This window comes from Vannielia sp. SX4 (genome assembly GCF_052828525.1).
The window spans coordinates 3689136-3714335 of the sequence record NZ_CM128247.1 but is presented as its reverse complement, the minus strand read 5'-3'; the positions used below and the strand labels follow the sequence as shown (position 1 = coordinate 3714335).

Below are 25200 nucleotides of genomic sequence, written 5' to 3'. Positions count from 1 at the left end.
GGGAGCGCCGCTTGGCGCTCCCTTTCGCCTTTCTCGCCCTCACTCTCGCCGCCACGCCCCTCACCGCAGGCCCGCCGCTGCTCGGCCAGCCGGTAGATTGCACGCTGGGCCGCGACTGCTACATCCAGCAATATTTCGACCGTGATCCTGATGCCGGTGAGGTGCAGGATTTCAGCTGCGGCACCCTCGCCAACGATGGCCACGGCGGCACCGATTTTGCCGTGCCCACGCTGGAGGCCGTCGCCGCAGGCGTCACCGTGGTCGCCGCCGCGCCCGGCACCGTGCTCGGCACCCGCGATGGCATGGCCGATGTCTCCTCGCTTGCCGAGGATGCCCCTGATCTCGCCGGGCGCGACTGCGGCAATGGCGTGATGATCGACCATGGCGATGGCTGGACCACGCAGTATTGCCACCTGCGCCAAGGCTCTGTGGTGGTGGAGACCGGCCAGCGCGTGGCGATGGGCACACCGCTTGGCCTCGTCGGCATGTCGGGCCGCGCCTCCTTTCCGCACCTGCATCTGACCGTCCGGCAAGGCGCTGAAAAGGTTGATCCTTTCTCCCCCGATGCCGCAGCCGCCTGCGCCCTTCCCGGCGCCGCCCCGGCAGATGCCGCGCCCACCACAGCCAGCCCTGGAGGCCGCACCAGCCTCTGGCTCGAGGCCCCGGCCTACGTGCCCGGCGGCCTCATCGCCGTGGGCCTCACCACCGAGGTGCCGAGCATAGAAGAGGTCCGCTCCGGGCTGCGCACCGCGCCCGTCACTCCGCCCAAAACACCGGCAATGGTGATCTGGGCCTACAGCTTTGCCGGCGCACCGGGCGACGAAATCGAGATCATCTTTGAAGGCCCCGAGGGCGAGATCGGCCGCCATACCGACATTCTCGACAAGGCCCAGCCCTTCGTGCTGCGAGCCTATGGTAAGCGCACGCCCGCCGCGGGTTGGTCATGGGGCACCTACACCGGCACGGTGATCCACCGCCGGGACGGCGCCGAACTCGGGCGCCGCTACATCCAGACCGAAGTGAACTAGCGCAGAAACCCGATCGCGTAAGTCGTCGCCATCTGGTGATGCGCGAGGTATTCGTCGAGCTTTTCCTGCACCGGCTGGCCGCCCGGCGCGGTGCCGGTCTCCAGCGCGCCAAGGCCGCCGGAGATGAAGAGGCAATCGAGGCCTTCGCCCATCGCCCCCTTCACATCGGTCAGCACCCCGTCGCCAATGCACAGGATCGGCCCGGCAGGGTCGCCCCCCACCTCGGCCAAACGGGCGCGGGCAAGGTCGTAGATCGGCGGATGCGGCTTGCCGAAATAAAGGCTCTCACCCCCCATCTCGGTGTAGAGCTTTGCCAGCGCGCCCGCGCACCACTCCCGGCTTTCGCCCCGGTCCACCACGATATCGGGGTTGGCGCAGAGCAGCTTCATCCCCTTCTGCTTGGCATAAAGGAACGGGCCGCGCATCTCCTCGGGGTCGGCATGCGGGTCGAACGGGCCGGTGCAGACGATGCCCTCGGCCTCTTCCATCTCCACCCGCTCAATCTCCACCGGGTCCTTGACCAGATTCAGCGGCTCGAAGAAGGTCAGGTCGAACGGCTGGCCGATGAACCAGACCTTGCGGCCCACGGCGCCCCGGAACATCGCCGCGCGGGCGGAATCGCCCGAGGTGGCGATCACGTCCCATGCGTCATCGGGCACGCCCCACTGGCCCAGCTGCTTTTGCACCTCGGCGCGGGCGCGGGGCGCGTTGGTCAGCAGCACCACCTTCTTGCCCGCCGCGCGGAACTCCTGCAGCGCCGCCACTGCCTCGGGGAAGGCCGTCACCCCGTTGTGGACGCAGCCCCAGAGGTCGACGAAGGCCGCGTCATACTGATGCGCGACCTCCGAGAGCGATCCGATGACCCGGCTCAACAGATCAGACCTTGAGCGAAGGAATGATCTGCTTCTTGCGGCTCATCACCCCGGGCAGAACCACGGTGTCACCACTGACCGAAGCGCCAAAGCTCTTCTCGGCCACGGTCTTCACCAGATCGTTCGGCACCAGCAGCGTGGCCTCTTCGGCCAGAATGTCGATCACGAAGAGCAGCACCTGGTCCACGCCATCCTCGGCGGCCACGGCCTTCATGCTCTCCATCAGGCTGTCCTTGCGGTCGAGCACGATCTTGGGCGCGGTGGTCTCCAGCACCGACACGCGGAACTTGGTGCCGTCCACCGGGTATTCCTTGGAGTCCATCCGCAGCAGCTCGGCATCCGAAAAGGCCGAAACGTCGCTCTTGGCTTCGAACATCTCGGAGGCATAGGCGCTCAGGTCTAGGCCCAGATCGGCGGCCAGCTCCTCGGCCAGCGCCTTGTCTTGCTCGGTGGTGGTGGGCGAGCGGAACTCCAGCGTGTCAGACAGGATGCACGACAGCATCAGGCCTTTGATCCCCTCGGGCATCTTGGCGGCGTTCTCGCCCATCAGGTTGTGCATGATGGTCGCGGTGCAGGCCAGCGGCTTGATGGTGATGTCGATCGGCCCCTTGGTCTCGATCCCGCCGGTCAGCTTGTGGTGGTCGATGATCTGCAGAATGTCGGCATCGTTGATCGCGTCGGGCAGCTCGGCAGGGTTGTTGGTGTCGACGATGACAACCTGCTCACCGGCCTCGACGCCCTCGATGATCGCGGGCTGCTCGTAGCCCCATTTCTTCAGCACGAAGGCGGCCTCGGTGTTGGGCTCGCCCAGCAGCACGGCCTCTGCCTTCTGGCCACGGTGCTCGGTCATGTACCACGCCCAGATGAGCGGGGAGCCGGTGCTGTCGGTGTCGGGGGACTTGTGGCCAAAAACCTTGATCGTCATGTCGTGCCTGCGTTGCCTAGGGAGGAGTCGCGGGCCTTGTAGCGGGGTGTTCGGGCGATGTCACCTGTCGAGGCGGCCAGAGCGAGGGGCATTTGACCGCAGGTCGCCCCATCGCTAGGGTGCGGCTACCGAAGAGGAGATTGGACCAATGCGCAACACGGGCTGAACCCGCTGCCATCCCTGACCGCCTCCCCCGCTGGGGAGTGCCATTCCTTTCGGAGTGCCCTGACAATGGACAACGCAAGCTGACACCGCCCCGGCGGTTCGCCGCCATTTCCCTTTTGTCAGATCAAGCGAGGCACCACATGCCCCAGAACCGTAAATCCCGCCGGGCCGCCAAGTCCGGCGCCCGCAATCCCCGTTCCGCCGCGCGGCCTCCATTGCGCCGCCTGCCAGAACGCGAGGCCCCGCGCCCCGCGCCGAAACAGCGGGGCGGGCGGCCACCGCTCTTTCCGGGTCGCACCGGAGGGCGGTAACATTGAGCGCGCCGCCCGGCCCGTTTTGGTCGGGCGGCGTTACTCCGTGCCGGTCAGGAGCACAGGGTAGAGCGAAGCCACCAGCAGCAGCGCCATCGTCCAGTTGAAGCCGCGCAGCCGGGCGGGGGAGGTGAGCCAGCGTTTCAGCTGTTGCCCGGCCACCACCCACAGGCTGATGAGCGGCACCGACACCAGGGCAAAGGTCGCGCCCACAAGGGCCACCGAGGCCAGCGTCCGGTCGGGCGCGTAAACCGTGATCGCGGTCAGTGCCATGCTCCAAGCCTTCGGGTTGACCCATTGAAAGCCCGCGCCCTGCAAAAAGGTCAGCGGCTTGCCGCCCGCGCTGGCCCCGTCCGGTGCCGCCGAATGGGCGATCTTCCATGCCAGCCAGAGCATGTAGAGCACGGCGGCGACCTTCAGCAGCGTGTAGCTCAGGGGCCAGAGATCGAAGAGCGCCATCAGCCCGGCACCGACCCCCAGCACCAGCACCGCCACGCCGATCGAGATGCCCAGCATATGCGGCACTGTCCGGCGGTAGCCAAAGTTGGCCCCGCTCGCCATCAGCATCATGTTGTTCGGCCCCGGCGTGACGGTGCTGACGATGCAGAAGGCGAGGAGCGCGGTGAGGAGAGCGTAGGTCATGGCGCAAGTTGTGCGCCATCTGCGGCGCAATGTGCTTGCGTTCTGCGGTGCGCGCGCCAAAAATGCGCAACAAATGACGAAGATTGATGACATCAACCGCCGAATATTGCGCGAACTCTCCCGCGATGGCCGCATCAGCAACACCGAGCTGGCCGAGCGCGTGGGCCTCTCACCCTCGGCCTGCCTGCGCCGGGTGCAGGAGCTGGAGCGCACGGGCGTGATCAAGGGTTACCGCGCGGTGCTGGACCCGCAGGCGATGGGGCAGGGGTTTGTTGCCATGCTCGGCGTGGGCCTCTCGGTCCACACCAAGAAAAGCCAGGAAGATTTCGAGAAGGCGATGGCCCGCGCACCGCAGGTTCGCGAGTGCCACAACATCACCGGGGTGATCGAATACTTGCTGCGGGTGGAGGTAGAGGATATTGCCGCCTTCAAGCTCTTTCACACCGAGATTCTCGGGGCCTTGCCTCAGGTGAACTCGATCACCACCTATGTCGTCATGGGCTCGCCCAAGGACGAACGCGGCTAGGGCCCCCGCCATCAGGCTCGGCGCCGGGCCTGCGCGGCGGAGAGTGGAGCAAATTTTCCGCGAGCCTCTGGTTGACTCACTCTCGACACCTCCTTACATCGGCTGCGTTATCACTCTCCCTTGGTGAGTGCTAACAGCAAGATTAACCTCGAACGAAGGAGCGTTCAGAGATGGCTTTTACCCCGCTTCATGACCGCGTTGTCGTCCGCCGCGTGGCATCCGACGAAAAGACCGCCGGTGGCCTCATCATCCCCGACAGCGCCAAGGAAAAGCCCGCCGAGGGCGAAATCGTGTCGGTTGGCGCCGGTGCGCGTGACGACGCTGGCAACCGCATCACCCCCGATGTGAAAGCAGGCGACCGCGTGCTCTTCGGCAAGTGGTCCGGCACCGAAGTTCAGATCGACGGCGAAGAGCTGCTGATCATGAAAGAGTCCGACATCATGGGTGTGATCGCTGCCTGATCGGCGGTGAACCCCCTGAAAATCCAACGCTAATTCAGGAGAACTGAACATGGCAAAAGACGTCAAGTTTGATACCGACGCCCGCAACCGCATGCTGAAGGGTGTCAACATCCTCGCCGACGCGGTGAAGGTGACCCTCGGCCCCAAAGGCCGCAACGTTGTGCTCGACAAATCCTTCGGCGCGCCCCGCATCACCAAAGACGGTGTCTCGGTCGCCAAGGAAATCGAACTGGAAGACAAGTTCGAGAACATGGGTGCCCAGATGGTGAAAGAGGTTGCCTCTCGCACCAACGACGAGGCCGGCGACGGCACCACCACCGCCACCGTGCTGGCCCAGGCCATCATCAAGGAAGGCATGAAGTCGGTCGCCGCGGGCATGAACCCGATGGACCTCAAGCGCGGCATCGACCTCGCGACCTCCAAAGTGGTTCAGGCCATCAAGGACGCCGCCCGTGAAGTGAACGACAGCGCCGAAGTGGCTCAGGTCGGCACCATCTCCGCCAACGGCGAAGCCGAGATCGGCCAGCAGATCGCCGACGCGATGCAGAAGGTCGGCAACGAGGGTGTCATCACCGTCGAAGAGAACAAAGGCCTCGAGACCGAGACCGAAGTGGTCGAGGGCATGCAGTTCGACCGTGGCTACCTCTCCCCCTACTTCGTGACCAACCCCGACAAGATGGTCGCCGAGCTGGAAGACTGCCTCATCCTGCTGCACGAGAAGAAGCTCTCCTCGCTCCAGCCGATGGTTCCGCTGCTCGAGTCCGTGATCCAGTCGCAGAAGCCGCTGCTGATCATCGCCGAGGACGTGGAAGGCGAAGCGCTGGCCACCCTCGTGGTCAACAAGCTGCGTGGCGGCCTGAAGATCGCTGCCGTGAAGGCGCCGGGCTTCGGCGATCGCCGCAAGGCCATGCTGCAAGACATCGGCATCCTGACCGGCGGTCAGGTGATCTCCGAAGATCTGGGCATGAAGCTCGAGAACGTCACCATGGACATGCTCGGCACCGCCAAGAAGGTCACCATCACCAAAGACGAGACCACCGTGGTCGACGGCGCTGGTGAGAAGGCCGAGATTGAAGCCCGCGTTTCCCAGATCCGTCAGCAGATCGAAGAGACCTCCTCGGACTACGACCGTGAGAAGCTGCAAGAGCGCGTGGCCAAGCTGGCCGGCGGTGTTGCCGTGATCCGCGTCGGCGGCATGACCGAAGTGGAAGTGAAAGAGCGCAAGGACCGTGTGGACGATGCGCTCAACGCGACCCGCGCTGCCGTTCAGGAAGGCGTGGTCGTCGGTGGCGGCGTGGCCCTCGTGCAGGGTGCCAAGGTCCTCGCCGGTCTGACCGGTGCCAACTCCGACCAGAACGCCGGTATCGCCATCGTGGCGCGTGCCCTCGAGGCTCCGCTGCGCCAGATCGCCGAGAACGCCGGCGTTGACGGTTCGGTCGTGGCTGGCAAGATCCGCGAAAGCGACGACGTGAAGTTCGGCTTCAACGCCCAGACCGAAGAATATGGCGACATGTTCTCCTTCGGCGTGATCGACCCCGCCAAGGTGGTCCGCACCGCGCTCGAAGACGCCGCTTCCGTGGCCGGCCTGCTCATCACCACCGAAGCCATGGTGGCTGACAAGCCTGCCAAAGAAGGCGCCGGCGGCGGTGCCCCCGACATGGGCGGCATGGGCGGCATGGGCGGCATGATGTAAGCCAGCCCGGCTTTGAAATCAGGGAAGGGGCCGCATCTCGCGGCCCCTTTTCTTTTGTGCGCGGCCCTGCCGGGGTTCAGCCGGGCACCAGCGCCCGCACCATCGCCTCGGTCAGCTTGCCACCCGCCTTGCGGTCGAACCCGGCGAACATCGGGCCGGAGTTGACCTCAAGCACGCAAAGGCTTCCGTCGTCTGGCCGGGTCTTCAGATCATAGGCGCAAAAGCTGAGGCCAAGGTCCTCTGCCAGCCCAAGGAGCTTTTCGCCAATGCCATCCGGCAGGGTCAGGTCGGGGCGGTAGTCGAGGCTGCTCTCCCGGGTCGAGCGATGGTCCAGCGCGGGGCTGTCCAACTCGAACATATGCAGCGCGCCGCCGACGACGAAGGCGCGGAACTCCGGGTAGACCAGCCGCTCCTGCACAAACACCGGGTTGGGCGCGGCCTCGTCCTTCCACTCGGTCTCGGCATCGACCTCACCGAAGGTGGCACAATGCGCGCCGCCCGCCGCCGGCTTCACCACGCAGCCATCGCCGAAGGCCGCAATCGCCCGGCGGTCATTGGTGACAAGCGTGCGTGGCACCTGCAACCCGGCCTGCGCGGCCCGGACCAGAAAGGCGCTCTTGTTGCCCGCCGCCGCCGCAGGCTCCGGGTTGAAGCTGGCCACCGTCTCCGTGCTCTGCAGCCAGCCATCCAGCGTGGAGTACCACGCCATCGAGCGGTCCACCCGCATCGGGTCGCCGGTGGTGGGGTTGAACACGTCGTAGCGCAAAAAACCGCCCGTCACCTCCAGCGGGTGCCCGTCAATCGAGAGGGCGCCGCTGGCAAAATCCCAACTGATCGGCGGCTCATGGTCCGGCCCGTGAAAGATGCCCGCAATCGAAACCCCAAGCCTCCGGGCCGCCGTGGCGAGCGCGTGGAGGTTGGGGTCGTTCGCGCCGCCTGCGATGAGCAGATCGGCGCGAAACGGGGTTGCCTCGGCCACTTAGCGGCGGCCGAAGGGGTTGCGGTTGCCCAGCGCGGTGAACGGGTCGAGCATGTTCTCGCCGGTCACCCCCTTGAAGCCGCCGGTCTCTTCGCCGGTGGCCGCCGTGCTCGGATCGCCCCCCGGCTCCTCGCCGGTGGCGGCCGTCGAGGCGCCGCTCTCGGCGATCACCGGGCTGCCGCCTGGCCCGCCCTCGCCGACAAAGCCGGTGCCGCCCTCTTCACCGAGGGCCAAGGTCGTGGGCGGTCCTTCCTCTCCCAAGGCAGCGGTCTTCGGGCCTTCCTCGCCCACAAAGACAGTCTTCGGCCCCTCTTCGCCGATAGCGGCTGTCTTCGGGCCTTCCTCGCCGAAGATCGGCGTGGTGCCGGGGCCCTCTTCTCCCACGAACGGCGTGGTGCCCGGATCTTCCTCGCCCACAAAGGGCGAAGTGCCCGGCCCTTCTTCCCCAACAAAGGGGGTGGTGCCGGGGCCTTCTTCACCCTTGAACGGGCTTGTCTCAGGGCCCTCCTCGCCAAGGAACGGGGTCGTTGGCGGGCCCTCCTCGCCCAGTGCCCGCGTGGTGAAGTCCTCACCGATGGGCAGGGTGGGCGGCCCTTCTTCGCCAATCGCCAGCGTGGTAAACTCGCCGCCGGGCCGCAGCAGCTGAATCGGGTCATTGCTGCGCGAGACAACGCGCACGCCAACGATCCGCGCCACGTCGTCCTTCCAGACAAAGGAGGCAGCAGCGGGCGAGATCACCTGCGCCACGATCCCGTCGGGCGGCTCGGCCACGAACTCCAGATCGAGGATGCCATCGGCAGAGAGTTTCTTCTCCAGCGGCTTCAGCTCCGGCGCCGTCCACCCTGCGGTGGTCGTATCGCCGGTGACGCTGATCGAAAGCTGCGGAGGTTCGCTTTCAAGCACATTGAGCTGGATCGAGTTGATGCGGAATATCTTCATCTTGGCCATGGAAACCTCCTTGGCTCGTGTCATTGAAAATGGGTCTTGCAAATAATGCGGGCACCGGGGTGCCACACCCTTAAGGGTAACGCCGCCCTGCCGGTTCTACCTGAGTGAATAATCCGTGACGTTGCCGACCCACCTTCACGGCCCATTCACGAGGCCCGAATTTTCATCACTGCAAGGCAGTTTACAGGGCCGCCCCACGCGGCCACACGGCCATTCCCGCCGCCCTCCGCTCGCGCCGGGCCGCCCGCCGCAGCCGCAATTTCACGCCCCGCGCCGCGCCGAATCGCGTGCTCGTGAGCCGCGATCGCTTTGCACCGTCTGCCTGTGCCGCTAAGCCTTGACCATGCGCCTTGCCCTCCTGATCACCGTCACCATGGTGGCCTTCGCCGCCAACTCCCTGCTGAACCGCGCCGCGGTGGAGGCCGGGCTGATCGACCCGCTGGGCTATGCGCTGATCCGCGTGGCTTCCGGCGCGGCGATGCTCTGGCTCCTGCTCGCCCTGCGCCGCACGGCCATGCCCCGCCGCATCCCATGGGTCGGGGCGCTCTCGCTCGCCACCTACATGCTCGGCTTCTCGCTGGCCTACCTCACCCTCGGCGCGGGGCTTGGGGCGCTCATCCTCTTCGGGGTGATTCAGGTCACCATGTTCGCCGTGGCCGCCCTGCGCGGCGCGGCGCTCGGGCCGCAGCGGCTTGCCGGAGCGGCGCTGGCCTTTGCCGGGCTAGCCTCTTTGCTCTGGCCCGGCGGAGGCTTTTCGGTTGATCTCACCGGCGCCGCGCTGATGACGGCGGCGGGCATCGGCTGGGCGTTCTACACCCTCGACGGGCGCGGCGCGGCCAACCCACTGGCGGCCACGGCCTCCAACTTCCTCTGGTGCCTGCCGCTGATGGTGCTCGCCACGCTCGCCGCTTTGCCGAGCTGGCCCGCGCCGGGCGGGGCGCTGCTCGCGGTGATCGGCGGGGCCGTCACTTCCGGCCTCGGCTATGCGCTGTGGTACGCGGTGCTGCCGAAGATCGAAACCACCACCGCCGCCGTGGTGCAGCTCTCGGTGCCGGTCATCGCCGTAGCCGCCGGGGCGCTGCTGCTGGGCGAGGCCCTCACGTGGAAGCTGGTGATCGCCGGGGCCGTGGTGGTGGGCGGCATCGCGCTGGCCGTCACCGCGCCAGCGGCTCCAGCGGGTCGTAGCCAAACCCGCGGCTGAAGGCGACCGCGCCAAGGCTGTCGGGCTTGTGGGGCAGGGCGGCCAACTCCTCCGCCGTTACCCAGCGGCGGCGCGTGACCACCCGCTCCGGGTCCACCCAATCCTCCCGCAACTCTCCTTCCAACACCTTGCAGCGAAAGAAGATTTCAACCTGGTGAAAGCCCGTTTCCTCCTCGTGATACTCGTTCACAAGGCAGGGCGGCCCGACCTTCACCACCAGCCCGGTCTCCTCATGCACCTCCCGTGCAAGGTTGTCCGGCAGGGAGCTGTGCATTTCCGCCCCGCCGCCCGGTGCGCACCAAAGCTGCACCTTCGGGTCGGCCCAGGCGTTGACGATAAGCAGGCGGTCGTCTTTCACGATCACGGCGCGGGTGGCGAGGCGAATGGGCATGGCCGCACCGTGACGCTGCGGCGCGCCACTGGCAAGGCCCCCCGGTGGCCCCTACATCCCTGCAATGCGCTTGATGCTCGCCCTCTGCCTCACCCTGCTCGCCGCCCCCGCCGCGGCGAAGGATTGCGTCGTGCTCCTGCACGGCCTCGCCCGCGGCACCGGCTCGATGGCCCCGCTGGAACTGGCGCTCACCGAGGCGGGCTATGCCACGGTGAACAAGGGCTACCCTTCCACCCGCGCGCCGGTGGAGGAGCTGGTCGCCGCCGTCCCAGCCGCCTACGCGGCCTGCGAGGGCGAGCGCGTGCATTTCGTCACCCACTCGATGGGGGGCATCCTGCTGCGCATGTGGTTGGAAGAGGCCCGCCCCGAGCACCTTGGCCATGTGGTGATGATGGGTCCGCCCAACGAGGGCAGCGAACTGGTCGATACCCTCTCCGACTGGGCGATTTTCGATGCCGTCAACGGCCCCGCGGGCGACCAGCTCGGCACCGACCCGGCCTCCGTTCCGCAACAGCTCGGCCCGGCGTGGTTCGGCCCCGGCATCATCGCCGGCACCCTCAGCTTCAACCCGGTCTACTCCTCGATCATTCCCGGCCCGGATGACAGCAAGGTTGCGGTCGAAAACACCCATGTCGCGGGCGAGGCCGACTGGATCGCGCTGCCCGTGACCCACACCTTCATGATGACCAACCCGGTCGTCATGGCGCAAGTGCTGACCTTTCTCGAAAGCCGCGCCTTCGACCCAGAGCTGAGCTATGCCGATGCCGTGGCAATGGGGCTGAAAGAGATCACCGAGTAGCCGGTTTCACCCGGTTCACATGCCCCATCTTCCGGCCCGGCCGGGCCTCGGCCTTGCCGTAGAGATGCACCGCCGCATGCGGCTCCCGCGCAATCTGCGGGACGCGGTCGATGTCGTCTCCAATGAGATTTTCCATCTCAACATCCGAGTGCCGCTTGCCATCGCCCAGCGGCCAGCCCGCCACGGCGCGGATATGCTGCTCGAACTGGTCCACCGCGCAGCCGTTTTGCGTCCAATGGCCGGAATTGTGCACACGCGGTGCAATCTCGTTCACGATGAGCGCGCCGGGGGTGACAAAAAGCTCCACGCCCATGACGCCCACGTAATCCAGCGCATTCAGGATCTTGCCGGCCATAAGTGCTGCATCGGTTGAAAGCCGGGGCGGGATCTTGGCGGGCACGGTCGTCGTGGCCAGAATGCCGGATTTGTGCACGTTCTCGCCAAGGTCGAAGCACACCACCTCGCCCGTCAGCCCGCGCGCGGCGATCACCGAAACCTCGAGGCTGAAGTTCACGAAGCCCTCCAGAACGGCCTCCGCGCCCTCCATCGCGGCCCAGGCCACCGGCGCATCTTCGGCGCTCGCCAGCCGGGCCTGCCCCTTGCCGTCATAGCCCAGCCGTCGAGTCTTGAGGATCGAGGGCGCGCCGATTTCGGCCACCGCCGCCGCCATCTCCTCCTCGGAAGCCACAGGCGCAAAGGGAGCCGTCTCTAGCCCCAGCCCGCGCAGGAACTCCTTCTCCGTCAGCCGGTCCTGGCTGACCCGCAGCGCCTCGCGCCCGGGGCGGATCGGGCGGATCGCCTCCAGCATGTCGAGCGCGGCGGTCGGGATGTTCTCGAACTCGTAGGTGATCACGTCCACGCTCTCGGCAAAGGCCCTCAGCGCGTCCACGTCGTCATAGCCCGCCGTCGTCACCCGTGCTGCCACATCGCCCGCAGGCGCCGCGCCCGGCTCGAAGATATGCGCCTTGTAGCCCAGCCGCGCGGCGGCGACCGAGAGCATCCGCCCCAGTTGCCCGCCGCCCAGAATGCCGATCACCGATCCCGGTGCGAGAGGCTCAGACATCGGAAGGCTCCTCCGGGATCGAGGCCGAGAGCGCCTCGCGCCACGCATCCAGCCGCTCGGCCAGCGCGTCGTCAGAAACCGCGAGAATGCCCGCAGCCATCAGCCCGGCGTTCACCGCGCCCGCCTCGCCAATCGCCATCGTGGCCACCGGAAAGCCGCGCGGCATCTGCACGATGGAATAGAGGCTGTCGACCCCGCTCAAGGCCTTGGTCTGCACCGGCACGCCCACCACTGGCACCCGCGTCTTGCTGGCCATCATGCCCGGCAGATGCGCCGCGCCGCCCGCGCCCGCGATGATCACCTTCAGCCCCCGGCCTGCGGCTGCCTTGCCATAGCTCCAGAGCCGGTCGGGCGTGCGGTGGGCCGAAACGATCTTCGCCTCCCAGGCCACGCCCAGCTCGTCCAGCACATCGGCGGCATGCTTCATCGTCGGCCAGTCGGACTGGCTGCCCATGATGATGCCCACAATCGGCTCTGCCATGCTCAAGGCTCCTCTCCGCCATCAAAGAGCGGCCTTTATAGCCGCGCCGTGGCCCGCTGCAATGTTACGCGATGATGTCGGGGTAAAGCTCGTCCTCGACCCGGGCGATCTCGTCCTTCAGCGCCAGCTTTTTCTTCTTCAGCCGCTGCAGGGTGAAGCTGTCGCCCGTGGCCCGCTCCATGATCGCATGAATCGCCTCGTCCAGCTCGCGGTGCTCGCGCTTGAGCACCTCCAGCTTCACGCGGAGCACCTCTTCGTGGCTCATTTCGCCGGGAGCATTCATGGCTGCGGTCTTCGGATCGGTGGCAAGTGCTCAGATCATATGCATTTTCCGCGTCCGCTCAATGCCCAGCCCTTGCCGCAGGCCGCCTGAGGCCCCATATTTCAAGGGTGGTCGCCAGCACGGGGCCGCATTCCGCATTGTCGCTTACGCAAAGGGCTGTGCCAGATGAGCAAACTCACACTCGGGTCCCACCCGTTTCTCCTCGGTTTCGAGCAGCTTGAAAGGCTGGTCGAGCGCACCGCCAAGTCGGGCAACGAGGGCTATCCCCCCTTCAACATCGAGCAATCGGGCGAGAACGCCTATCGCATCACCCTCGCGGTGGCAGGTTTTGCGGAACCCGATCTCTCGATCACGGTTGAGGATTCACAGCTCGTCATTCGCGGCCGCCAGTCGGATGAGGATGACGGCAGGGTGTTCCTGCACCGGGGCATCGCCGCCCGCCAGTTCCAGCGCAGCTTCGTGTTGGCCGATGGCGTCGAGGTGGCCGGGGCGAAACTGGAGAACGGGCTTCTGCATGTGCACCTGACCCGCGCCGAGCCCGAAACCGTGGTTCAGACGATCAGGATCGATCGCGCCTGAGCCGGGCTTCCAACGCACCCGTGCAAGCACCCCGCCAACGTGCGGGCAACCCGAGGGACGGGTAACCTGAAAAGGAGACGTGTGATGAACACGAAGTTTGCTGAAGACATGATGACCGCCGAAGGCGAGCGCCCCATCGTCTACGTCCGCAAGGTCGAGGTCGACGACCTCCCCGACGAGGTGCGCGCCCAAGCCGAGGCCGCAGGCGATATCTACGCCGTCCACAACGACGAAGGCGAGCGCCTCGCCTTGGTGCAAGGCCGCGAACTGGCCTTCGTCCTCGCCCGCCAGCACGACATGTCGCCGGTGACGGTGCACTGAACCGAAACGTGAAAGCCCCGGCGCGAACCGGGGCTTTGCATGTGTCTCGAAGGTCTGAACCTGCTCAGACGGCGGCAACCAGCCCCATCTGCTCCAGCTTCAGCAGCACCTGGTGGGCGCAGTTGTCCACGTCGGTGCCCTCGGTCTCGACCCGCAGCTCGGGGCTTTCGGGCACGTCGTAGGGGTCGGAGATGCCGGTGAACTCCTTGATCTTGCCTTCTCGCGCCAGCTTGTAGAGCCCCTTGCGGTCGCGCCGCTCGCACTCTTCGATGCTGGTCGCCACGTGGACCTCCACAAAAGCGCCGTAGCTCTCGATATCCTCGCGCACCGCGCGGCGGGTGGAGGCATAGGGCGCGATGGGCGCGCAAATCGCGATGCCGCCGTTCTTGGTGATCTCGCTGGCGACATAGCCGATGCGGCGGATGTTCAGGTCACGGTGCTCCTTGGAGAAGCCCAGCTCGCTGGAGAGGTTCTTCCGCACGATATCGCCGTCGAGCAGCGTCACCGGGCGGCCGCCCATCTCCATCAGCTTGACCATCAGCGCGTTGGCGATGGTGCTCTTGCCCGAGCCGGAGAAGCCGGTGAAGAACACGGTAAAGCCCTGCTTGGCCCGCGGCGGACGGGTGCGGCGCAGCTCTTTGACCACCTCGGGGAAGGAGAACCACTCCGGAATTTCCAGCCCCTCGGCCAGACGGCGGCGCAGCTCGGTGCCCGAGATGTTCAGGATCGTCACCTTGTCCTTGTCGGCGATCTCGTCCATCGGCTCGTATTGCGCGCGCTCCTGCACCCAGACCATGTGTTTGAAATCGACCATCTCGATGCCGATCTCGTCCTGATGCTCGCGGAACAGCTCCTGCGCATCGTAGGGGCCGTAAAAGTCTTCGCCGGCGGAGTTCTTGCCGGGGCCGGCGTGGTCACGGCCGACAATGAAGTGGGTGCAGCCGTGGTTCTTGCGGATCAGCCCGTGCCAGACGGCCTCACGCGGGCCGGCCATGCGCATGGCAAGGTTCAGCAGGCTCATCGTGGTGGTCGCGCCCGGGTATTTGTCGAGCACCGCCTCGTAGCAGCGCACGCGGGTAAAGTGATCCACGTCGCCCGGCTTGGTCATGCCCACGACCGGATGGATCAGCAGGTTGGCCTGTGCTTCTTTGGCGGCACGGAAGGTCAGCTCCTGGTGCGCGCGGTGCAGCGGGTTGCGGGTCTGGAAGGCCACCACACGGCGCCAGCCCAGCTTGCGGAAGTAGGCGCGCAACTCGTTGGGCGTGTCGCGGCGGGCGCGGAAATCGTAATGCACCGGCTGCTGGATGCCGGTCACCGGGCCGCCGAGATAGACGTTGCCCGCCTGATTGTGCAGGTAGTTCACCGCTGGGTGGGCGCTGTCGTCCGCGCCAAAGACCTTCTCCGCCTCACGCGCCTTGTTGGGCACCCACTTGTCGGTGACGGTCATGGTGGCGAGGATCACACCCTCCTGATCGCGCAGGGCAATGTCCTGACCCAGTTCGATGGTGTCGGCGAACTTCTCGCTTACGTCGAGGGTGATCGGCATCGGCCAGAGCGAGCCGTCGGCCAGCCGCATGTTCTCCACGACGCCGTTGTAATCCTCTTCGCTCAGGAACCCTTTCAGCGGGTTGAAGCCGCCGTTCATCAGTAGCTCCAGATCGCAGATCTGGCGCGGCGAAAGGTCGTGCGAGGTGAGGTCAGCGGCCTCCACCTTCAGCTTCTGGGCGCTCTCGTAAGAGACGTAGAGCTCCGGGATCGGGGCGAGGTTGTTCTGCATCAGGCTGCTCCTGTACTTCAAAGGCATGAGGTCGCTCGCCGAGCCGGTCAGCTCGGCGAAAAGGTTGGTGTATTCGGTAAATTTCCGGGCGAGGAAGGCGTCGATCAGGCGGTCCTTCTCGGCCAGTCCGGCCTCGGTCAGCGCATAGGCGAAGCGCTGGCGCTTGTCGGGGCCGGGGCGGGCCGTGGTTTCGATCAGCCCGGCGGCGCTGGCCGCGCGGAGCTGGGTGTTGAGCGTGCCGAGCGAGACCTTCAGGGCGCCCGCAAGGCTGCGCTGCGTCGCCTCCGGCGCCCGCTCCAGCTGGCGCAGCAGCATGAAGAGCTGGTCCTCTCCGGGCAGCTGGGTCTTTTCGGCTTGGGCAGGCATGGGCGGGCAGCGCGACTCAATGTGTGTTCAATGTTGAACACATCTGCCATCCGGGCCGTAAAGAAAACCCCAAAGGTGGGCGGGCAGGCGGGATGTTGCCAAAAATCCGCGCCCGCCCGCGCCGCCTCATAGATAAAGCGCCCAGACCGCCGCCACCGTTGCCAGCCCGGCGATGATGTTCATCGGCACGCCGACCTTCAGGAAGTCAGTGAACCGGTAATTGCCCGCGCCGTACACCAGCGTGTTGGTCTGGTAGCCGATGGGCGTGGCAAAGCTGGCCGAGGCGCCGAACATCACGATGATCACCATTGCCCGCGCGTCGATCCCCAGCGCCGTGGCCAGGCCGATGGCGATGGGGGTGAGCAGCACCGCCACCGCGTTGTTGGTCACCAGTTCCGTCAGCACCGAGGCCAGCAGGTACACCAAGGCCAGCGCCACCACTGGCGGCATCTGCTCCAAGAGCGGCGAGACCGCGCCCACGATGGCCGCCACCGCTCCGGTGTTCTGCAATCCGATCCCGATGATCAGCATGGCGAAGATCAGCACAAGGATCGCCCCGTCTAGCGCCCCCCATGCCTCGTCGGCATCGATACAGCGCAGGATCAGCATCGCCGCGACGGCAAGCATCGAGAGCGTGGCGATATCCATGACCCCGAAGGCCGCCAGCGCCACAACGGCGGTGAGCGCCACCAGCGACAATGGCGCGCGGCCCCGGCGAAAGGCCCGGCCCACCGGCCGGTTGACGGAGATCAGCTGCGCCTCCTCCTCCAGTGTCGAAAACGCCTCGGGCGGGCCTTCCAGCAGCAGCTTGTCGGCGGCGCGCAGCCGAACAGAGCCCAAATCCGGCCCCGCCACATGCCCGTGCCGATGCACGCCCAGCACCCGTACCCCGTAGCGCCGCCCCAGCGACATCTCCCGCAAGCTCCGCCCGGCGTGCGACTTCTGAGGGGCCACCACCACCTCCACCTGCGCCACTTCGCCCTGGTAACGGTCGCCCCGGCGCAGGCCCACCCGCAGGCCCGCCGCCTCATGCAGGGTCAGCAGCTCCGATGTGGTGGCGGTCACGATCAGCCGGTCGCCTGCCTCCAGCACCTCCTCGGCCAGCGCCGACCGGCGGGTCTCGCCCCGGCGCTTCAGGCCGGTCACCTTCATCCCGGCCCGGTTCAGCGCGGGCACCTGCCCCAGCGGCTTGCCGACGAGGCCGTTGTCGAGCACCGCGACCTCGGTGATGTAGCGCACCTCGCCCATCAGGTCCTCGGGGTCGCTGTCGGGCCGCGAGGGCAGGGCGAAGCGCCCGGCAAGAAACAGGTAGCCCAGCCCCGTCGCCGCCACGATCAGCCCCACCGGGGTGATCTCGAAAATCGAGAACCCCGCCAGCCCCGCCTCCTGCGCCACGCCGTCGACCACGAGGTTGGTCGAGGTGCCGATCAGCGTGCAGGTGCCGCCGAGGATGGCGATGTAGCTGAGCGGAATCAGCAGCCGGGTGGAGGCAAGCCCAAGCGCCCCCGCCAGCCGGATCACCACCGGGATCAGCACCAGCACCACCGGCGTGTTGTTGACGAAGGCCGAGGCCAAGAGCGTGACCAGCACCATCAGCACAAGCGCCCGCCGCGGGTGGCTGGCCGAGCGGGCGATCACCGCATCCGAGACCGCCTCCAGCACCCCCGTCCGCACCAGTGCGCCCGAGAGCACGAACATCGCCGCCACGGTCAGCGGGGCGGAGTTGGAGAACACCCCGAGCATCTCCTTGCCGTCCACATAGCCCAGCGCCACGAACAGCGCCGCCACCCCGGCGGCAGGCACCTCGGGCGGGTAAAGCTCCAGCACGAAAAGGAGAACCAGCAGCGCGATCAGCGAAAGCGCAATCGCCACCTGCCATGTCGAGACGAAATCAGCGATCACCGCCATGTTGCACCGCGCGCAAGAAACACCCGGCGATCAACGCCGCATATCTCACATAAGTTGCGCCGCCCGCCCGTGAAGGGGCGGGAAGGCGCCGGTGCAAAATAAAATTTCTGGCAGGGCCGGTGTCAGGCCTCTGCGGGCTCGACCGCCGCGCTCGGGTCGGGCTCGGCCGCCGCATCCTGCTCGGCCAGCCAGCGCTCGGCGTCGAGTGCGGCCATGCAGCCCATGCCGGCGGAGGTCACCGCCTGCCGATACTTGTGGTCGGTCAGGTCGCCCGCAGCAAAGATACCGGGGATCGAGGTCTCGGTGGTGCCGGGCTTCACCTTCACGTAGCCGCCGTTGTGCAGCTCCAGCTTGTCCTTCACCAGCTCGGTCGCGGGAGCATGGCCAATGGCCACGAACACGCCCTTGCAGGGGATCTCGGTGATCTCGCCGGTCTTGGTGTGCTTCACACGCACCGCTTCCACGCCCAGCGGGTTGTCTTCGCCCACCACTTCCTCGAGCTCGTGGAACCACAGCGGCTCGATCTTGGGGTTCTTCAGCAGCCGGTCCTGCAGGATCTTCTCTGCCCGCAGCTCGTCACGCCGGTGAATCAGCGTCACCTTGCTGGCGAAGTTGGTCAGGAACAGCGCCTCCTCCACGGCGGTGTTGCCGCCGCCGATCACCACGATCTCCTGACCGCGGTAGAAGAAGCCGTCACAGGTCGCACAGGCCGAAACGCCGAAACCCTTGAACTTCTCTTCGCTGTCCAGCCCGAGCCACTTGGCCCGCGCGCCGGTGGCGAGGATCACCGCGTCGGCGGTGTAGGTGGTGCCGCTGTCGCCCTTGGCCACGAAGGGGCGGCTCTCGGTGTCCAGCTCCACGATGATATCGCCAATGATCTCGCAGCCCATTGCCTTGGCATGGGCCTCCATCCGCACCATCAGGTCGGGGCCCTGCACCTCTGTATCGCCCGGCCAGTTTTCCACCTCGGTGGTGGTGGTCAGCTGACCGCCCGGCTCGATGCCCTGCACCAAAATCGGGTTCAGCATCGCGCGGCTGGCATAAACGCCCGCCGTGTAGCCGGCAGGGCCGGAGCCGATGATCAGGGTCTTGGTGTGGCGCGTCTCGCTCATGGCGGCCCCCTTGCCTCGCTGGAATCGATTGTGTCAGGCCATATAGGCCCCCGGACGGGTGAGAGAAAGGGCGCCCTTGCATGGCAGGGATGCGCATTCTGTTTCTTGCGCAAATGCGAAACATTCTTGCGCGTGGCGGCGCTCCGGCGTACAAAACGGCAAATCGGAGGGGGCAAATGGCCACATCGAAGCTCGACGAAATTGATCGGAACATCCTCGCGGAGCTTCAGGCCGACGGGCGGATGACCAATGTCGCGCTGGCCGAGAAGGTCGGCATTTCGGCCCCGCCCTGCCTGCGCCGCGTGCGGGCGCTCGAGGAAGCCGGGTACATCAAGGGCTACCACGCCGATGTCGACAGTCGCGAGCTGGGCTTTGAGGTGCAGGTCTTTGCGATGGTTGGCCTCAACAGCCAGGCCGAGAGCGATCTGGCCGCCTTCGAGCAGCGCTGCCGCGAGTGGTCGCTCGTGCGCGAGTGCCACATGCTGAACGGCGAGATCGACTTCATCCTGAAGTGCGTCGCGCCCGATCTTTCCAGCTTCCAGAGCTTCCTGACCGGCCAGCTGCTGACCGCGCCCAACGTGGCCTCGGTCAAGACCTCGCTGGTGATCCGCTGCGCCAAGGACGATCCCGGCGTGCCCTTCGACGTGCTCGAAGCGCGCCTCGCCAAGACAGCCTGAACAGCCCACCCGCAAACGGCAAACGGCCCCGCCGAGGGAGCGGGGCCGCCGTGCTGCATATGTCTGTGGCCTTGGTGCCCCGCTTCAGGCAGCGCGCAGGTTGTCCAACTCGAAGGCAGTGAGCCGCGGCACATCCATCGACCCGAAATCCTCGAACCGCTCGATATGCGGAAAGAGCGCGAGGAACAGCGCCGACATCTCCCGGTCGTGGATCGTATCCGCCTGCAGGCCGGGGTGAAAGCTCTCCACCTCCACGCCGTTCACATAAAACGTCTGCTGCCCCTCGAAACAGAGCTGCCAGACCTTCTGCGGCGAGACCGGCGAAATCTCGATCACGCTGACCCCGTCCACAAAGGCGCGGGCCGGGGCAAAGGCCTCCTCCGCGCCCACCGCATGCACGCAGGCTGCGTTGCGGTAGAGCAGCCGGGCGCGCGGGCCGAGCATCAGGTCGGGGGCAGGGCGGCCGAGGCCGAAGGAATCGGTGGCGATCCGCAGCATCTTCTGCGGCTCGTGCCCCGGCGCCCGCGCGGAGAGTTCGCCGCTGTCGGGAAACACCATCATCGAGCCGATCCAGAGCAGCGGCTTGGGGCCGGTCGAGGTTTCCACGAGTGTGCCGGGCAGAATGTCTTCCACGGCCGTGAGGCCATCGACCGTGGAAATGAGGGCGCCCCGGCCAAGGGCCGAAAACGCATCCTCGAACAGCGGAGTGGCCGGAGCCACCCGCTGAAACTCATCTATGTCACCGTTTGAAGCGAGGTATGAAACCTCGTAGCGGCGGGTGAGAGGCATCACCCGCCGAGGTTTCGAGCGAACGTCCGAGCGAGACGTCCAGGAGGTCTGCCCCTCTGCGGGGCGAATTGTTTCCGTCGCGAGGCCAGCGACGGGATGGCGAGGATACACCATGCGATACCACCTTTCGGTTCGATCACATCTGCTGGGCCCCCACCAAAGAGCGCAGAAGGATTTGTCTTGAGGAAGAAAATGGCGGCCAAGCGCCCGGACTGTCAAAATTCCGGTGCCATTCGCCGCCGCCCCGGCGTCAATCCGGGCAAATCGGCGCAAACTGTTTCGCGCTCGTGGCCCCGGGTGCCACATTCTGATTCCCGCGCCCCGGAATCAGACAGCCCGCCGGGGGAGGACCGGCGGGCTGCGCTTTGATGCCGGGGAGGAGAGGCCCCGGCGAGGGAATTTCGATCTACGGATGCGCCTTCGGCGCCGGCCCGCCTCAGGCCGACAGCAGGTTCAACGAGGCCAGCCGGGCTTCCCGGCGGGCAATCATCGCCTCGCGGCGGGCGCCCCGTGCCCAAGGCATCTCGACCTTGGCTGCCTCGGTGGCCTTGGCGGCTTTCTTGATCCAGCGCGTCTTCATATCTCCAGCTCCTGCTCTTCTGCTCTGTGGCATGTGTTCTGTGGCACTGGGCTTCGTTGCCCGTTGATGCACAATCTCGCCCCGGAACGCGGCGCTGTTTTGGCAATCGCGGAGAATTTTCAGAAAATTTGCGCAGGCCTTGGCATCGATTGCGGCAGAACCATGCCGCGCCGCCACACCCCTTCAAAACAAGGCCGATCAAATACAGTAGAAACAATCGCGCAGGGTGGTCGGCATTGTTTCGGGCCGGCAATGGGGCAGGGGGGCGGCAGGGCCTGCCGCATTGGTGCCGAATTCTACAGCCGGATCACCGAAATCAGCCGCCCGTAGTCGGCCTCGCCCCGGTGGGTGGTGCGCCGGAAGGAGTAGAATCGCGTGGGGTCCGAATAGGTGCAATGCCCGGTCCATTCCGCCGTGCCCACACCCGCCTCGCGCAGCATGTGCAGCCCGAAGCCCGGCAGGTCAAACTGCATCCGGTCGCCTTCGCCCCCGGCAAAGAACCGGGCGAACTCCGGGTCTTCCGCCATGAAGTCCTCAAAGAACTCCGGGCCAACCTCATAGGCCCGCTGGCTGATCGAGGGTCCGATCACGGCGGCGATGTTCTCGCGCCTCGCGCCCAGCGCCTCCATCGCCTCCACCGTCCGCGCCAGCACCCCCGCCAGCGCCCCGCGCCAGCCCGCATGGGCCGCGCCGACCACGCCCACCTCCGCATCGGCAAACAGCACCGGCTGGCAATCGGCGGTGAGGATGCCCAGCGCCACGCCCTTTGTGGCGCTCACCAGCGCATCGGCCTTCGGCTTCGCATCGCCCAGCGGCCCCGTCACCGTGACCACATCGGGCGAATGGATCTGATGCACCGTCACCAGCGCCTCCGGGGCAACGTCCATCGCGCCTGCGACACGCACCCGGTTCAGCGCCACCGCATCGCTCAGGTCGCTCGACCCGCCGCCGCAGTTCAGCCCCTCGAACACGCCCGAGGAGGCCCCACCCTTGCGGGTGAAGAACCCGTGCGACACGGGGGCGAGGGCCGGGGAGGTGATGATCTCTAGGGTCAACTGTTCAGAAACCGGGCGGCGTTGCCGTGTTGGAGGGATGAAGGGCAAGACACTTGAAGAGCCTCCCCATTTCCTCGGGGTGGGTCAAGCGGCGATGGGCGGCGATATGTTCGCTGAGCGCCGCGCCGGTCAGCCGCCCCGCCAGCGCCTGCGCCCGCGCGGTGATGCCGAGCCGCTCCAGAAACACCCCTTGCGGCGTGAGCGGTGCCGCCTCCGCCGGGCCGCGCGCGGCGGCCAGCGCGCCGAAATCCACATGCGCCGTCAGGTCCGCTTCGCCCGGCGTCTCCAACACGCCCACCGGCGCGTGGGCCCGCAGCGCCTGCAACGTGTCGCCCTTCGAGAGCACGTCGCCATAGTCCACGATCAGCGCCACCCCCGCGCGATGCTGCGCCAGCCGCTGCCCGATCTCGCCCACCACCTTGGCTGCCTCTGTGCATGTTTCCACCAAGTCGCCCGGCGCGGTGTCTTCCAGCCGGTAGTCCAGCTCTGGCGCCTGCACCGGCCGCGTGGCAAAGCCAAAGCCCTCGCCCTCCAGACCCACGCAGCGCTCGTGCCAACCGTCCTCTACCCGGATGAACTGCCGCACCGGCAGCGCATCGAAGAACTCGTTGGCCACGAGGTAAAGCGGCCCCTCCGGCAACTGCTCCACCCGCTCCACCCAGCGCGGGGCAAAGCCCTCCAACGCCTCGGCCTGCACCGCCTTCAGCGCGGGCGAGGTCTCCACCAGCACCACCTGCGCCGCTTCCGCAAAGCCGGGCGCCTTGCCCGCCGCCCGCAGGATATCCGCTATCAACGTCCCGCGCCCCGGCCCCAGCTCGGCCAGCACAAAGGGCGCTGGCCCGCCCTGATCCATCCAGACCTGCGCCAGCCACAGCCCGATCATCTCGCCGAACATCTGGCTGATCTCCGGCGCGGTAATGAAATCGCCCGCCGCGCCCAGCGGGTCGCGCGTGGTGTAATAGCCGTGCTCGGGGTCGGTCAGGCAGGCGGCCATCCAGCCATCCATGCCCATCGGCCCTTCCGCCGCGATCCGCGCCTTCAGCTTCTCTTCAAGCGCGGTCATGCCACCGCGGCGCGGCGCCTGCGGATCAGCGCATAGGCGATCAGCGCGATCCCCAGCGCCACCATCGGCAGGCTCAACTGCTGGCCCTTGGTGATCCCCCACTCGCCCAGCCGCATCACGTAGCCCGCCGGGTTGTCCGCGGTGATGAACTGGTCATCCGCCAAACGGTAGAACTCCACGATGAAGCGCGACACCCCGTAACCGAGGAAGAACACGCCCACCGTCAGCCCCGGCACCTTGAAGCTGCCGCGCAGCGCCATCACCAGCACGATCACCCCCAACAGCAGCCCCTCCAGCCCCGCCTCGTAGAGCTGGCTCGGATGCCGGGCCACCTCGGCGCCGGTGTAAAACCACTGCCCCGCCACCGCGCAGCCCTGCGCCACCGGATCAAAGCACATGGAGGGGAACTTCACGCCCCAGGCCACATCGGTCGGGCGGCCATAAAGCTCGGCGTTGATGAAGTTGGCGATCCGGCCAAAGAACAACCCTGGCGGCACGCAGACGGCGAGCAGATCGGCGATGTTCATCTTGTTGATCGCGTTGCGGGCGCAAAAGATCCACACCCCGATGATCACGCCCAAGAGCCCGCCATGAAAGGCCATGCCGCCATCCCACAGCCGCAGGATATCGCCGGGGTTCTCGAGGTAATACCCCGGCTTGTAGAACAGCACGTAGCCCAGCCGCCCCCCAAGGATGATGCCCAGCACGATCCACGTGAGCATGTCATCCGCCTTCTCGCGGCTCATCGGCACCTCGTTGCCCGGCCATAGCCGCGCCTTGCCTGAAAGCGCCACGCCCATCCGCCACCCGGCGATGATGCCCGCGATATAGGCCAGCGCATACCAGCGCAGCGAAAACTCCATGCCGAAGAGCGGCAGCGTAAAGATCGCGGGGTCGATCTCGGGGAAGGGGATGAGTGCCTGCATGGGCGCAATTGGCCGCGAGTGCGGGGTGGTGTCAACCTTGCACATTTGCCCGCGAAGCCCCATATGAACGGCCAAGGTGAGCACCCCTGCGAGCCAGCCCGAACGGAGGCCCCATGCAGACCCGCAACAAGCTTTTCGACGATCTCTCCCAGCTGATGACCAACGCCATGGGCGTGGCCCAGGGCGCAAAGGACGAGGCCGAGACGGCACTGCGCGGCTGGATGGACCGATGGCTTGTCGACCGTGATTTCGTGACCCGCGAAGAGTTCGATGCGGTCCGCGCGATGGCCCAGAAGGCCCGCGAGGAGAACGAGGCGCTCAAGGCCCGGCTCGACGCGCTGGAGGCCGCCGCCGCCAAAAAATAGGCGCGCCTTCCACCAACCCAGCAAGCGGCGTCCCCTCGGGCGCCGTTTTCGTCTCTGCCCCTCTGCCCGCGCCCGCCCCGCCAAAACCCGCCAAGCCGGATTTCGTGGGTGCCTATTCTTTCTCCACAACTTATTGCGGTGTGCGGCAAGATTTGGCTTTACACACGCACCCCTCTACGCGCACGATATCTAGTAAGGGCGGATGGAAAACCCACCGTTCCTAGAGCAGGCAACAAGTTCTGGCGGCCGCAGAGCCAGCGGAACGAGCAACAAAGGGGCCGGGCATGTCACTTTCCGAATCTTACTTGGAATCCGAGGATCTTCACCCGATCGACATCGTCGAGAACTTGGCGGAGCACCACGCGTGGGATTTCGACCGTATCGCGGATGACCAGATCGCAATGGCGGTCGAAGGCCAGTGGCGCACCTACTCGATCACCCTCGCATGGTCCGGCTACGACGAGACCCTGCGCCTGATCTGCACCTTCGAGATGGAGCCGCCGGAAGACAAGCACGGCGCTCTCTACGAGGTTCTGAACTCGGTCAACGATATGTGCTGGGCCGGGGCCTTCACCTACTGGGCCGAGCAAAAGCTCATGGTCTACCGCTACGGGCTGGTGATGGGCGGCGGCCAGATGGCCCACCCCGAACAGATCGACAAGCTGATCGGCGCCGCGGTGTCCGCCGCCGAGCGCTTCTACCCGGCGATGCAACTGGTCGTCTGGGGCGACCGCACCGCCAAAGACGCCATGCAGGTCGCAATCGCCGAGGCCTACGGCCGCGCCTGACGCGCCGCGCAGCACACGGAATTCAGCGGGCGTCCCGCCACGGGGCGCCCGCTGCCGTTTGGCCCTCCGGTTATCGGGTTGCACCCCCGCCGCGCCGCAGTAGTCTCGCCCAAGATTTCAGCGAGG

General features: G+C 66.5%; 28 protein-coding genes. 11 read left to right on the top strand and 17 right to left on the bottom strand.

Annotated elements, in window-relative coordinates:
* Positions 1 to 11 precede the first annotated feature (11 nt).
* Positions 12 to 1028, top strand: a complete 1017-nt coding sequence (locus ACUXVX_RS18275) for a M23 family metallopeptidase (protein ID WP_446309429.1) — start codon at positions 12 to 14, stop codon at positions 1026 to 1028.
* Here ACUXVX_RS18275 and ACUXVX_RS18270 read toward each other — a convergent pair.
* From ACUXVX_RS18270 to ACUXVX_RS18260, 3 genes are all read right to left on the bottom strand, one after another.
* On the bottom strand, positions 1025 to 1900 hold the full coding sequence (locus tag ACUXVX_RS18270) for a TIGR01459 family HAD-type hydrolase (RefSeq protein WP_446309428.1): 876 nt from the start codon (positions 1898 to 1900) through the stop codon (positions 1025 to 1027). The two genes, ACUXVX_RS18275 and ACUXVX_RS18270, sit on opposite strands and share 4 nt — an antisense overlap.
* Positions 1901 to 1904: 4 nt before the next feature.
* Complete coding sequence (locus ACUXVX_RS18265; protein WP_446309427.1) at positions 1905 to 2825, bottom strand: manganese-dependent inorganic pyrophosphatase; 921 nt, start codon at positions 2823 to 2825, stop codon at positions 1905 to 1907.
* A gap of 515 nt (positions 2826 to 3340) precedes the next feature.
* A complete protein-coding gene (locus tag ACUXVX_RS18260) occupies positions 3341 to 3943 on the bottom strand; it encodes a LysE family translocator (protein WP_446309426.1) in 603 nt (200 codons plus the stop codon).
* 73 nt (positions 3944 to 4016) lie between these two features.
* Here ACUXVX_RS18260 and ACUXVX_RS18255 point away from each other — a divergent pair, with 73 nt between their 5' ends.
* From ACUXVX_RS18255 to groL, 3 genes are all read left to right on the top strand, one after another.
* Entirely contained in the window at positions 4017 to 4469 is a 453-nt protein-coding gene (locus ACUXVX_RS18255) for an Lrp/AsnC family transcriptional regulator (protein WP_446309425.1), read from the top strand.
* 170 nt (positions 4470 to 4639) lie between these two features.
* A complete protein-coding gene (locus ACUXVX_RS18250) occupies positions 4640 to 4930 on the top strand; it encodes a co-chaperone GroES (RefSeq protein WP_222468227.1) in 291 nt (96 codons plus the stop codon).
* Between the two features lie 49 nt (positions 4931 to 4979).
* On the top strand, positions 4980 to 6623 hold the full coding sequence (groL, locus tag ACUXVX_RS18245; RefSeq protein WP_222468228.1) for a chaperonin GroEL: 1644 nt from the start codon (positions 4980 to 4982) through the stop codon (positions 6621 to 6623).
* A 76-nt stretch (positions 6624 to 6699) separates the two neighbouring features.
* Here groL and ACUXVX_RS18240 read toward each other — a convergent pair whose 3' ends face one another.
* Both ACUXVX_RS18240 and ACUXVX_RS18235 read right to left on the bottom strand, forming a co-directional pair.
* Positions 6700 to 7602, bottom strand: coding sequence for an ATP-grasp domain-containing protein (locus ACUXVX_RS18240; protein WP_446309424.1), 903 nt, complete (start codon positions 7600 to 7602; stop codon positions 6700 to 6702).
* Entirely contained in the window at positions 7603 to 8550 is a 948-nt protein-coding gene (locus ACUXVX_RS18235; RefSeq protein WP_446309423.1) for a hypothetical protein, read from the bottom strand.
* A gap of 343 nt (positions 8551 to 8893) precedes the next feature.
* On the opposite strand from ACUXVX_RS18235, the gene ACUXVX_RS18230 reads away from it, so the two are divergent.
* On the top strand, positions 8894 to 9751 hold the full coding sequence (locus ACUXVX_RS18230; RefSeq protein WP_446309422.1) for a DMT family transporter: 858 nt from the start codon (positions 8894 to 8896) through the stop codon (positions 9749 to 9751).
* On the opposite strand, the gene ACUXVX_RS18225 is transcribed toward ACUXVX_RS18230, so the two are convergent.
* Positions 9705 to 10142, bottom strand: coding sequence for an NUDIX domain-containing protein (locus ACUXVX_RS18225; protein WP_222494972.1), 438 nt, complete (start codon positions 10140 to 10142; stop codon positions 9705 to 9707). The genes ACUXVX_RS18230 and ACUXVX_RS18225 overlap by 47 nt on opposite strands.
* A gap of 64 nt (positions 10143 to 10206) precedes the next feature.
* Here ACUXVX_RS18225 and ACUXVX_RS18220 point away from each other — a divergent pair, with 64 nt between their 5' ends.
* Complete coding sequence (locus tag ACUXVX_RS18220; RefSeq protein ID WP_446309421.1) at positions 10207 to 10941, top strand: esterase/lipase family protein; 735 nt, start codon at positions 10207 to 10209, stop codon at positions 10939 to 10941.
* Here the strand turns inward: ACUXVX_RS18220 and ACUXVX_RS18215 are convergent.
* From ACUXVX_RS18215 to ACUXVX_RS18205, 3 genes are all read right to left on the bottom strand, one after another.
* The gene (locus ACUXVX_RS18215) at positions 10931 to 12004 is read right to left on the bottom strand and encodes a 5-(carboxyamino)imidazole ribonucleotide synthase (protein ID WP_446309420.1); all 1074 of its coding nucleotides are present in this window, start codon (positions 12002 to 12004) and stop codon (positions 10931 to 10933) included. The two genes, ACUXVX_RS18220 and ACUXVX_RS18215, sit on opposite strands and share 11 nt — an antisense overlap.
* On the bottom strand, positions 11997 to 12485 hold the full coding sequence (gene purE, locus ACUXVX_RS18210) for a 5-(carboxyamino)imidazole ribonucleotide mutase (RefSeq protein WP_222494969.1): 489 nt from the start codon (positions 12483 to 12485) through the stop codon (positions 11997 to 11999). Before purE ends, ACUXVX_RS18215 begins: the two co-directional genes overlap by 8 nt.
* A 64-nt stretch (positions 12486 to 12549) precedes the next feature.
* Positions 12550 to 12768: a YdcH family protein gene (locus tag ACUXVX_RS18205; protein ID WP_222468236.1), complete on the bottom strand. Its 219-nt coding sequence runs from the start codon at positions 12766 to 12768 to the stop codon at positions 12550 to 12552.
* Positions 12769 to 12933: 165 nt separating this feature from the next.
* Between ACUXVX_RS18205 and ACUXVX_RS18200 the strand changes: the two genes are divergently transcribed.
* Both ACUXVX_RS18200 and ACUXVX_RS18195 read left to right on the top strand, forming a co-directional pair.
* Complete coding sequence (locus ACUXVX_RS18200) at positions 12934 to 13347, top strand: Hsp20 family protein (RefSeq protein ID WP_222468237.1); 414 nt, start codon at positions 12934 to 12936, stop codon at positions 13345 to 13347.
* An 84-nt stretch (positions 13348 to 13431) separates the two neighbouring features.
* On the top strand, positions 13432 to 13668 hold the full coding sequence (locus ACUXVX_RS18195; RefSeq protein ID WP_222468238.1) for a DUF1150 family protein: 237 nt from the start codon (positions 13432 to 13434) through the stop codon (positions 13666 to 13668).
* Between the two features lie 64 nt (positions 13669 to 13732).
* On the opposite strand, the gene ACUXVX_RS18190 is transcribed toward ACUXVX_RS18195, so the two are convergent.
* From ACUXVX_RS18190 to trxB, 3 genes are all read right to left on the bottom strand, one after another.
* Positions 13733 to 15811 (bottom strand): bifunctional sulfate adenylyltransferase/adenylylsulfate kinase, encoded by a 2079-nt coding sequence (locus tag ACUXVX_RS18190; protein WP_446309419.1) that lies wholly within the window; start codon positions 15809 to 15811, stop codon positions 13733 to 13735.
* 126 nt (positions 15812 to 15937) lie between these two features.
* Entirely contained in the window at positions 15938 to 17719 is a 1782-nt protein-coding gene (locus ACUXVX_RS18185) for an SLC13 family permease (protein ID WP_222494959.1), read from the bottom strand.
* 122 nt (positions 17720 to 17841) lie between these two features.
* A complete protein-coding gene (trxB, locus tag ACUXVX_RS18180) occupies positions 17842 to 18831 on the bottom strand; it encodes a thioredoxin-disulfide reductase (protein WP_222468241.1) in 990 nt (329 codons plus the stop codon).
* A 176-nt stretch (positions 18832 to 19007) separates the two neighbouring features.
* Between trxB and ACUXVX_RS18175 the strand changes: the two genes are divergently transcribed.
* Positions 19008 to 19508: an Lrp/AsnC family transcriptional regulator gene (locus ACUXVX_RS18175; RefSeq protein ID WP_222468242.1), complete on the top strand. Its 501-nt coding sequence runs from the start codon at positions 19008 to 19010 to the stop codon at positions 19506 to 19508.
* An 84-nt stretch (positions 19509 to 19592) separates the two neighbouring features.
* On the opposite strand, the gene ACUXVX_RS18170 is transcribed toward ACUXVX_RS18175, so the two are convergent.
* The 5 genes from ACUXVX_RS18170 to lgt all read right to left on the bottom strand — a co-directional run bounded on the left by ACUXVX_RS18170 (position 19593) and on the right by lgt (position 23921).
* Positions 19593 to 20297: a Hint domain-containing protein gene (locus tag ACUXVX_RS18170; RefSeq protein ID WP_446309418.1), complete on the bottom strand. Its 705-nt coding sequence runs from the start codon at positions 20295 to 20297 to the stop codon at positions 19593 to 19595.
* A 436-nt stretch (positions 20298 to 20733) separates the two neighbouring features.
* Positions 20734 to 20877 carry a hypothetical protein gene (locus tag ACUXVX_RS18165; RefSeq protein WP_222468244.1) on the bottom strand — a complete coding sequence of 48 codons (144 nt, stop codon included), beginning with the start codon at positions 20875 to 20877 and terminating at the stop codon, positions 20734 to 20736.
* 296 nt (positions 20878 to 21173) lie between these two features.
* The gene (gene pgeF / locus ACUXVX_RS18160) at positions 21174 to 21932 is read right to left on the bottom strand and encodes a peptidoglycan editing factor PgeF (RefSeq protein ID WP_446309417.1); all 759 of its coding nucleotides are present in this window, start codon (positions 21930 to 21932) and stop codon (positions 21174 to 21176) included.
* 4 nt (positions 21933 to 21936) lie between these two features.
* Entirely contained in the window at positions 21937 to 22995 is a 1059-nt protein-coding gene (locus ACUXVX_RS18155; protein WP_446309416.1) for a class I SAM-dependent methyltransferase, read from the bottom strand.
* A complete protein-coding gene (gene lgt / locus ACUXVX_RS18150; RefSeq protein WP_446309415.1) occupies positions 22992 to 23921 on the bottom strand; it encodes a prolipoprotein diacylglyceryl transferase in 930 nt (309 codons plus the stop codon). The genes ACUXVX_RS18155 and lgt overlap by 4 nt, the downstream gene beginning before the upstream one ends.
* 113 nt (positions 23922 to 24034) lie before the next feature.
* Between lgt and ACUXVX_RS18145 the strand changes: the two genes are divergently transcribed.
* Both ACUXVX_RS18145 and ACUXVX_RS18140 read left to right on the top strand, forming a co-directional pair.
* Complete coding sequence (locus ACUXVX_RS18145) at positions 24035 to 24286, top strand: accessory factor UbiK family protein (RefSeq protein WP_222468248.1); 252 nt, start codon at positions 24035 to 24037, stop codon at positions 24284 to 24286.
* Between the two features lie 284 nt (positions 24287 to 24570).
* A complete protein-coding gene (locus ACUXVX_RS18140) occupies positions 24571 to 25074 on the top strand; it encodes a YbjN domain-containing protein (protein WP_222468249.1) in 504 nt (167 codons plus the stop codon).
* Positions 25075 to 25200 lie beyond the last annotated feature (126 nt).

Excerpts from the sequence above, each read along its gene's own strand:
- ACUXVX_RS18265 (WP_446309427.1), bottom strand. The coding sequence starts at position 2,825 with ATGACGATCAAGGTTTTTGGCCACAAGTCCCCCGACACCGACAGCACC.
- ACUXVX_RS18260 (WP_446309426.1), bottom strand. The coding sequence starts at position 3,943 with ATGACCTACGCTCTCCTCACCGCGCTCCTCGCCTTCTGCATCGTCAGC.
- ACUXVX_RS18255 (WP_446309425.1), top strand. The coding sequence starts at position 4,017 with ATGACGAAGATTGATGACATCAACCGCCGAATATTGCGCGAACTCTCC.
- ACUXVX_RS18250 (WP_222468227.1), top strand. The coding sequence starts at position 4,640 with ATGGCTTTTACCCCGCTTCATGACCGCGTTGTCGTCCGCCGCGTGGCA.
- groL (WP_222468228.1), top strand. The coding sequence starts at position 4,980 with ATGGCAAAAGACGTCAAGTTTGATACCGACGCCCGCAACCGCATGCTG.
- ACUXVX_RS18235 (WP_446309423.1), bottom strand. The coding sequence starts at position 8,550 with ATGGCCAAGATGAAGATATTCCGCATCAACTCGATCCAGCTCAATGTG.
- ACUXVX_RS18230 (WP_446309422.1), top strand. The coding sequence starts at position 8,894 with ATGCGCCTTGCCCTCCTGATCACCGTCACCATGGTGGCCTTCGCCGCC.
- ACUXVX_RS18225 (WP_222494972.1), bottom strand. The coding sequence starts at position 10,142 with ATGCCCATTCGCCTCGCCACCCGCGCCGTGATCGTGAAAGACGACCGC.
- ACUXVX_RS18220 (WP_446309421.1), top strand. The coding sequence starts at position 10,207 with ATGCGCTTGATGCTCGCCCTCTGCCTCACCCTGCTCGCCGCCCCCGCC.
- ACUXVX_RS18215 (WP_446309420.1), bottom strand. The coding sequence starts at position 12,004 with ATGTCTGAGCCTCTCGCACCGGGATCGGTGATCGGCATTCTGGGCGGC.
- purE (WP_222494969.1), bottom strand. The coding sequence starts at position 12,485 with ATGGCAGAGCCGATTGTGGGCATCATCATGGGCAGCCAGTCCGACTGG.
- ACUXVX_RS18205 (WP_222468236.1), bottom strand. The coding sequence starts at position 12,768 with ATGAATGCTCCCGGCGAAATGAGCCACGAAGAGGTGCTCCGCGTGAAG.
- ACUXVX_RS18200 (WP_222468237.1), top strand. The coding sequence starts at position 12,934 with ATGAGCAAACTCACACTCGGGTCCCACCCGTTTCTCCTCGGTTTCGAG.
- ACUXVX_RS18195 (WP_222468238.1), top strand. The coding sequence starts at position 13,432 with ATGAACACGAAGTTTGCTGAAGACATGATGACCGCCGAAGGCGAGCGC.
- ACUXVX_RS18190 (WP_446309419.1), bottom strand. The coding sequence starts at position 15,811 with ATGCCTGCCCAAGCCGAAAAGACCCAGCTGCCCGGAGAGGACCAGCTC.
- ACUXVX_RS18185 (WP_222494959.1), bottom strand. The coding sequence starts at position 17,719 with ATGGCGGTGATCGCTGATTTCGTCTCGACATGGCAGGTGGCGATTGCG.
- trxB (WP_222468241.1), bottom strand. The coding sequence starts at position 18,831 with ATGAGCGAGACGCGCCACACCAAGACCCTGATCATCGGCTCCGGCCCT.
- ACUXVX_RS18175 (WP_222468242.1), top strand. The coding sequence starts at position 19,008 with ATGGCCACATCGAAGCTCGACGAAATTGATCGGAACATCCTCGCGGAG.
- ACUXVX_RS18170 (WP_446309418.1), bottom strand. The coding sequence starts at position 20,297 with ATGCCTCTCACCCGCCGCTACGAGGTTTCATACCTCGCTTCAAACGGT.
- ACUXVX_RS18165 (WP_222468244.1), bottom strand. The coding sequence starts at position 20,877 with ATGAAGACGCGCTGGATCAAGAAAGCCGCCAAGGCCACCGAGGCAGCC.
- ACUXVX_RS18155 (WP_446309416.1), bottom strand. The coding sequence starts at position 22,995 with ATGACCGCGCTTGAAGAGAAGCTGAAGGCGCGGATCGCGGCGGAAGGG.
- lgt (WP_446309415.1), bottom strand. The coding sequence starts at position 23,921 with ATGCAGGCACTCATCCCCTTCCCCGAGATCGACCCCGCGATCTTTACG.
- ACUXVX_RS18145 (WP_222468248.1), top strand. The coding sequence starts at position 24,035 with ATGCAGACCCGCAACAAGCTTTTCGACGATCTCTCCCAGCTGATGACC.
- ACUXVX_RS18140 (WP_222468249.1), top strand. The coding sequence starts at position 24,571 with ATGTCACTTTCCGAATCTTACTTGGAATCCGAGGATCTTCACCCGATC.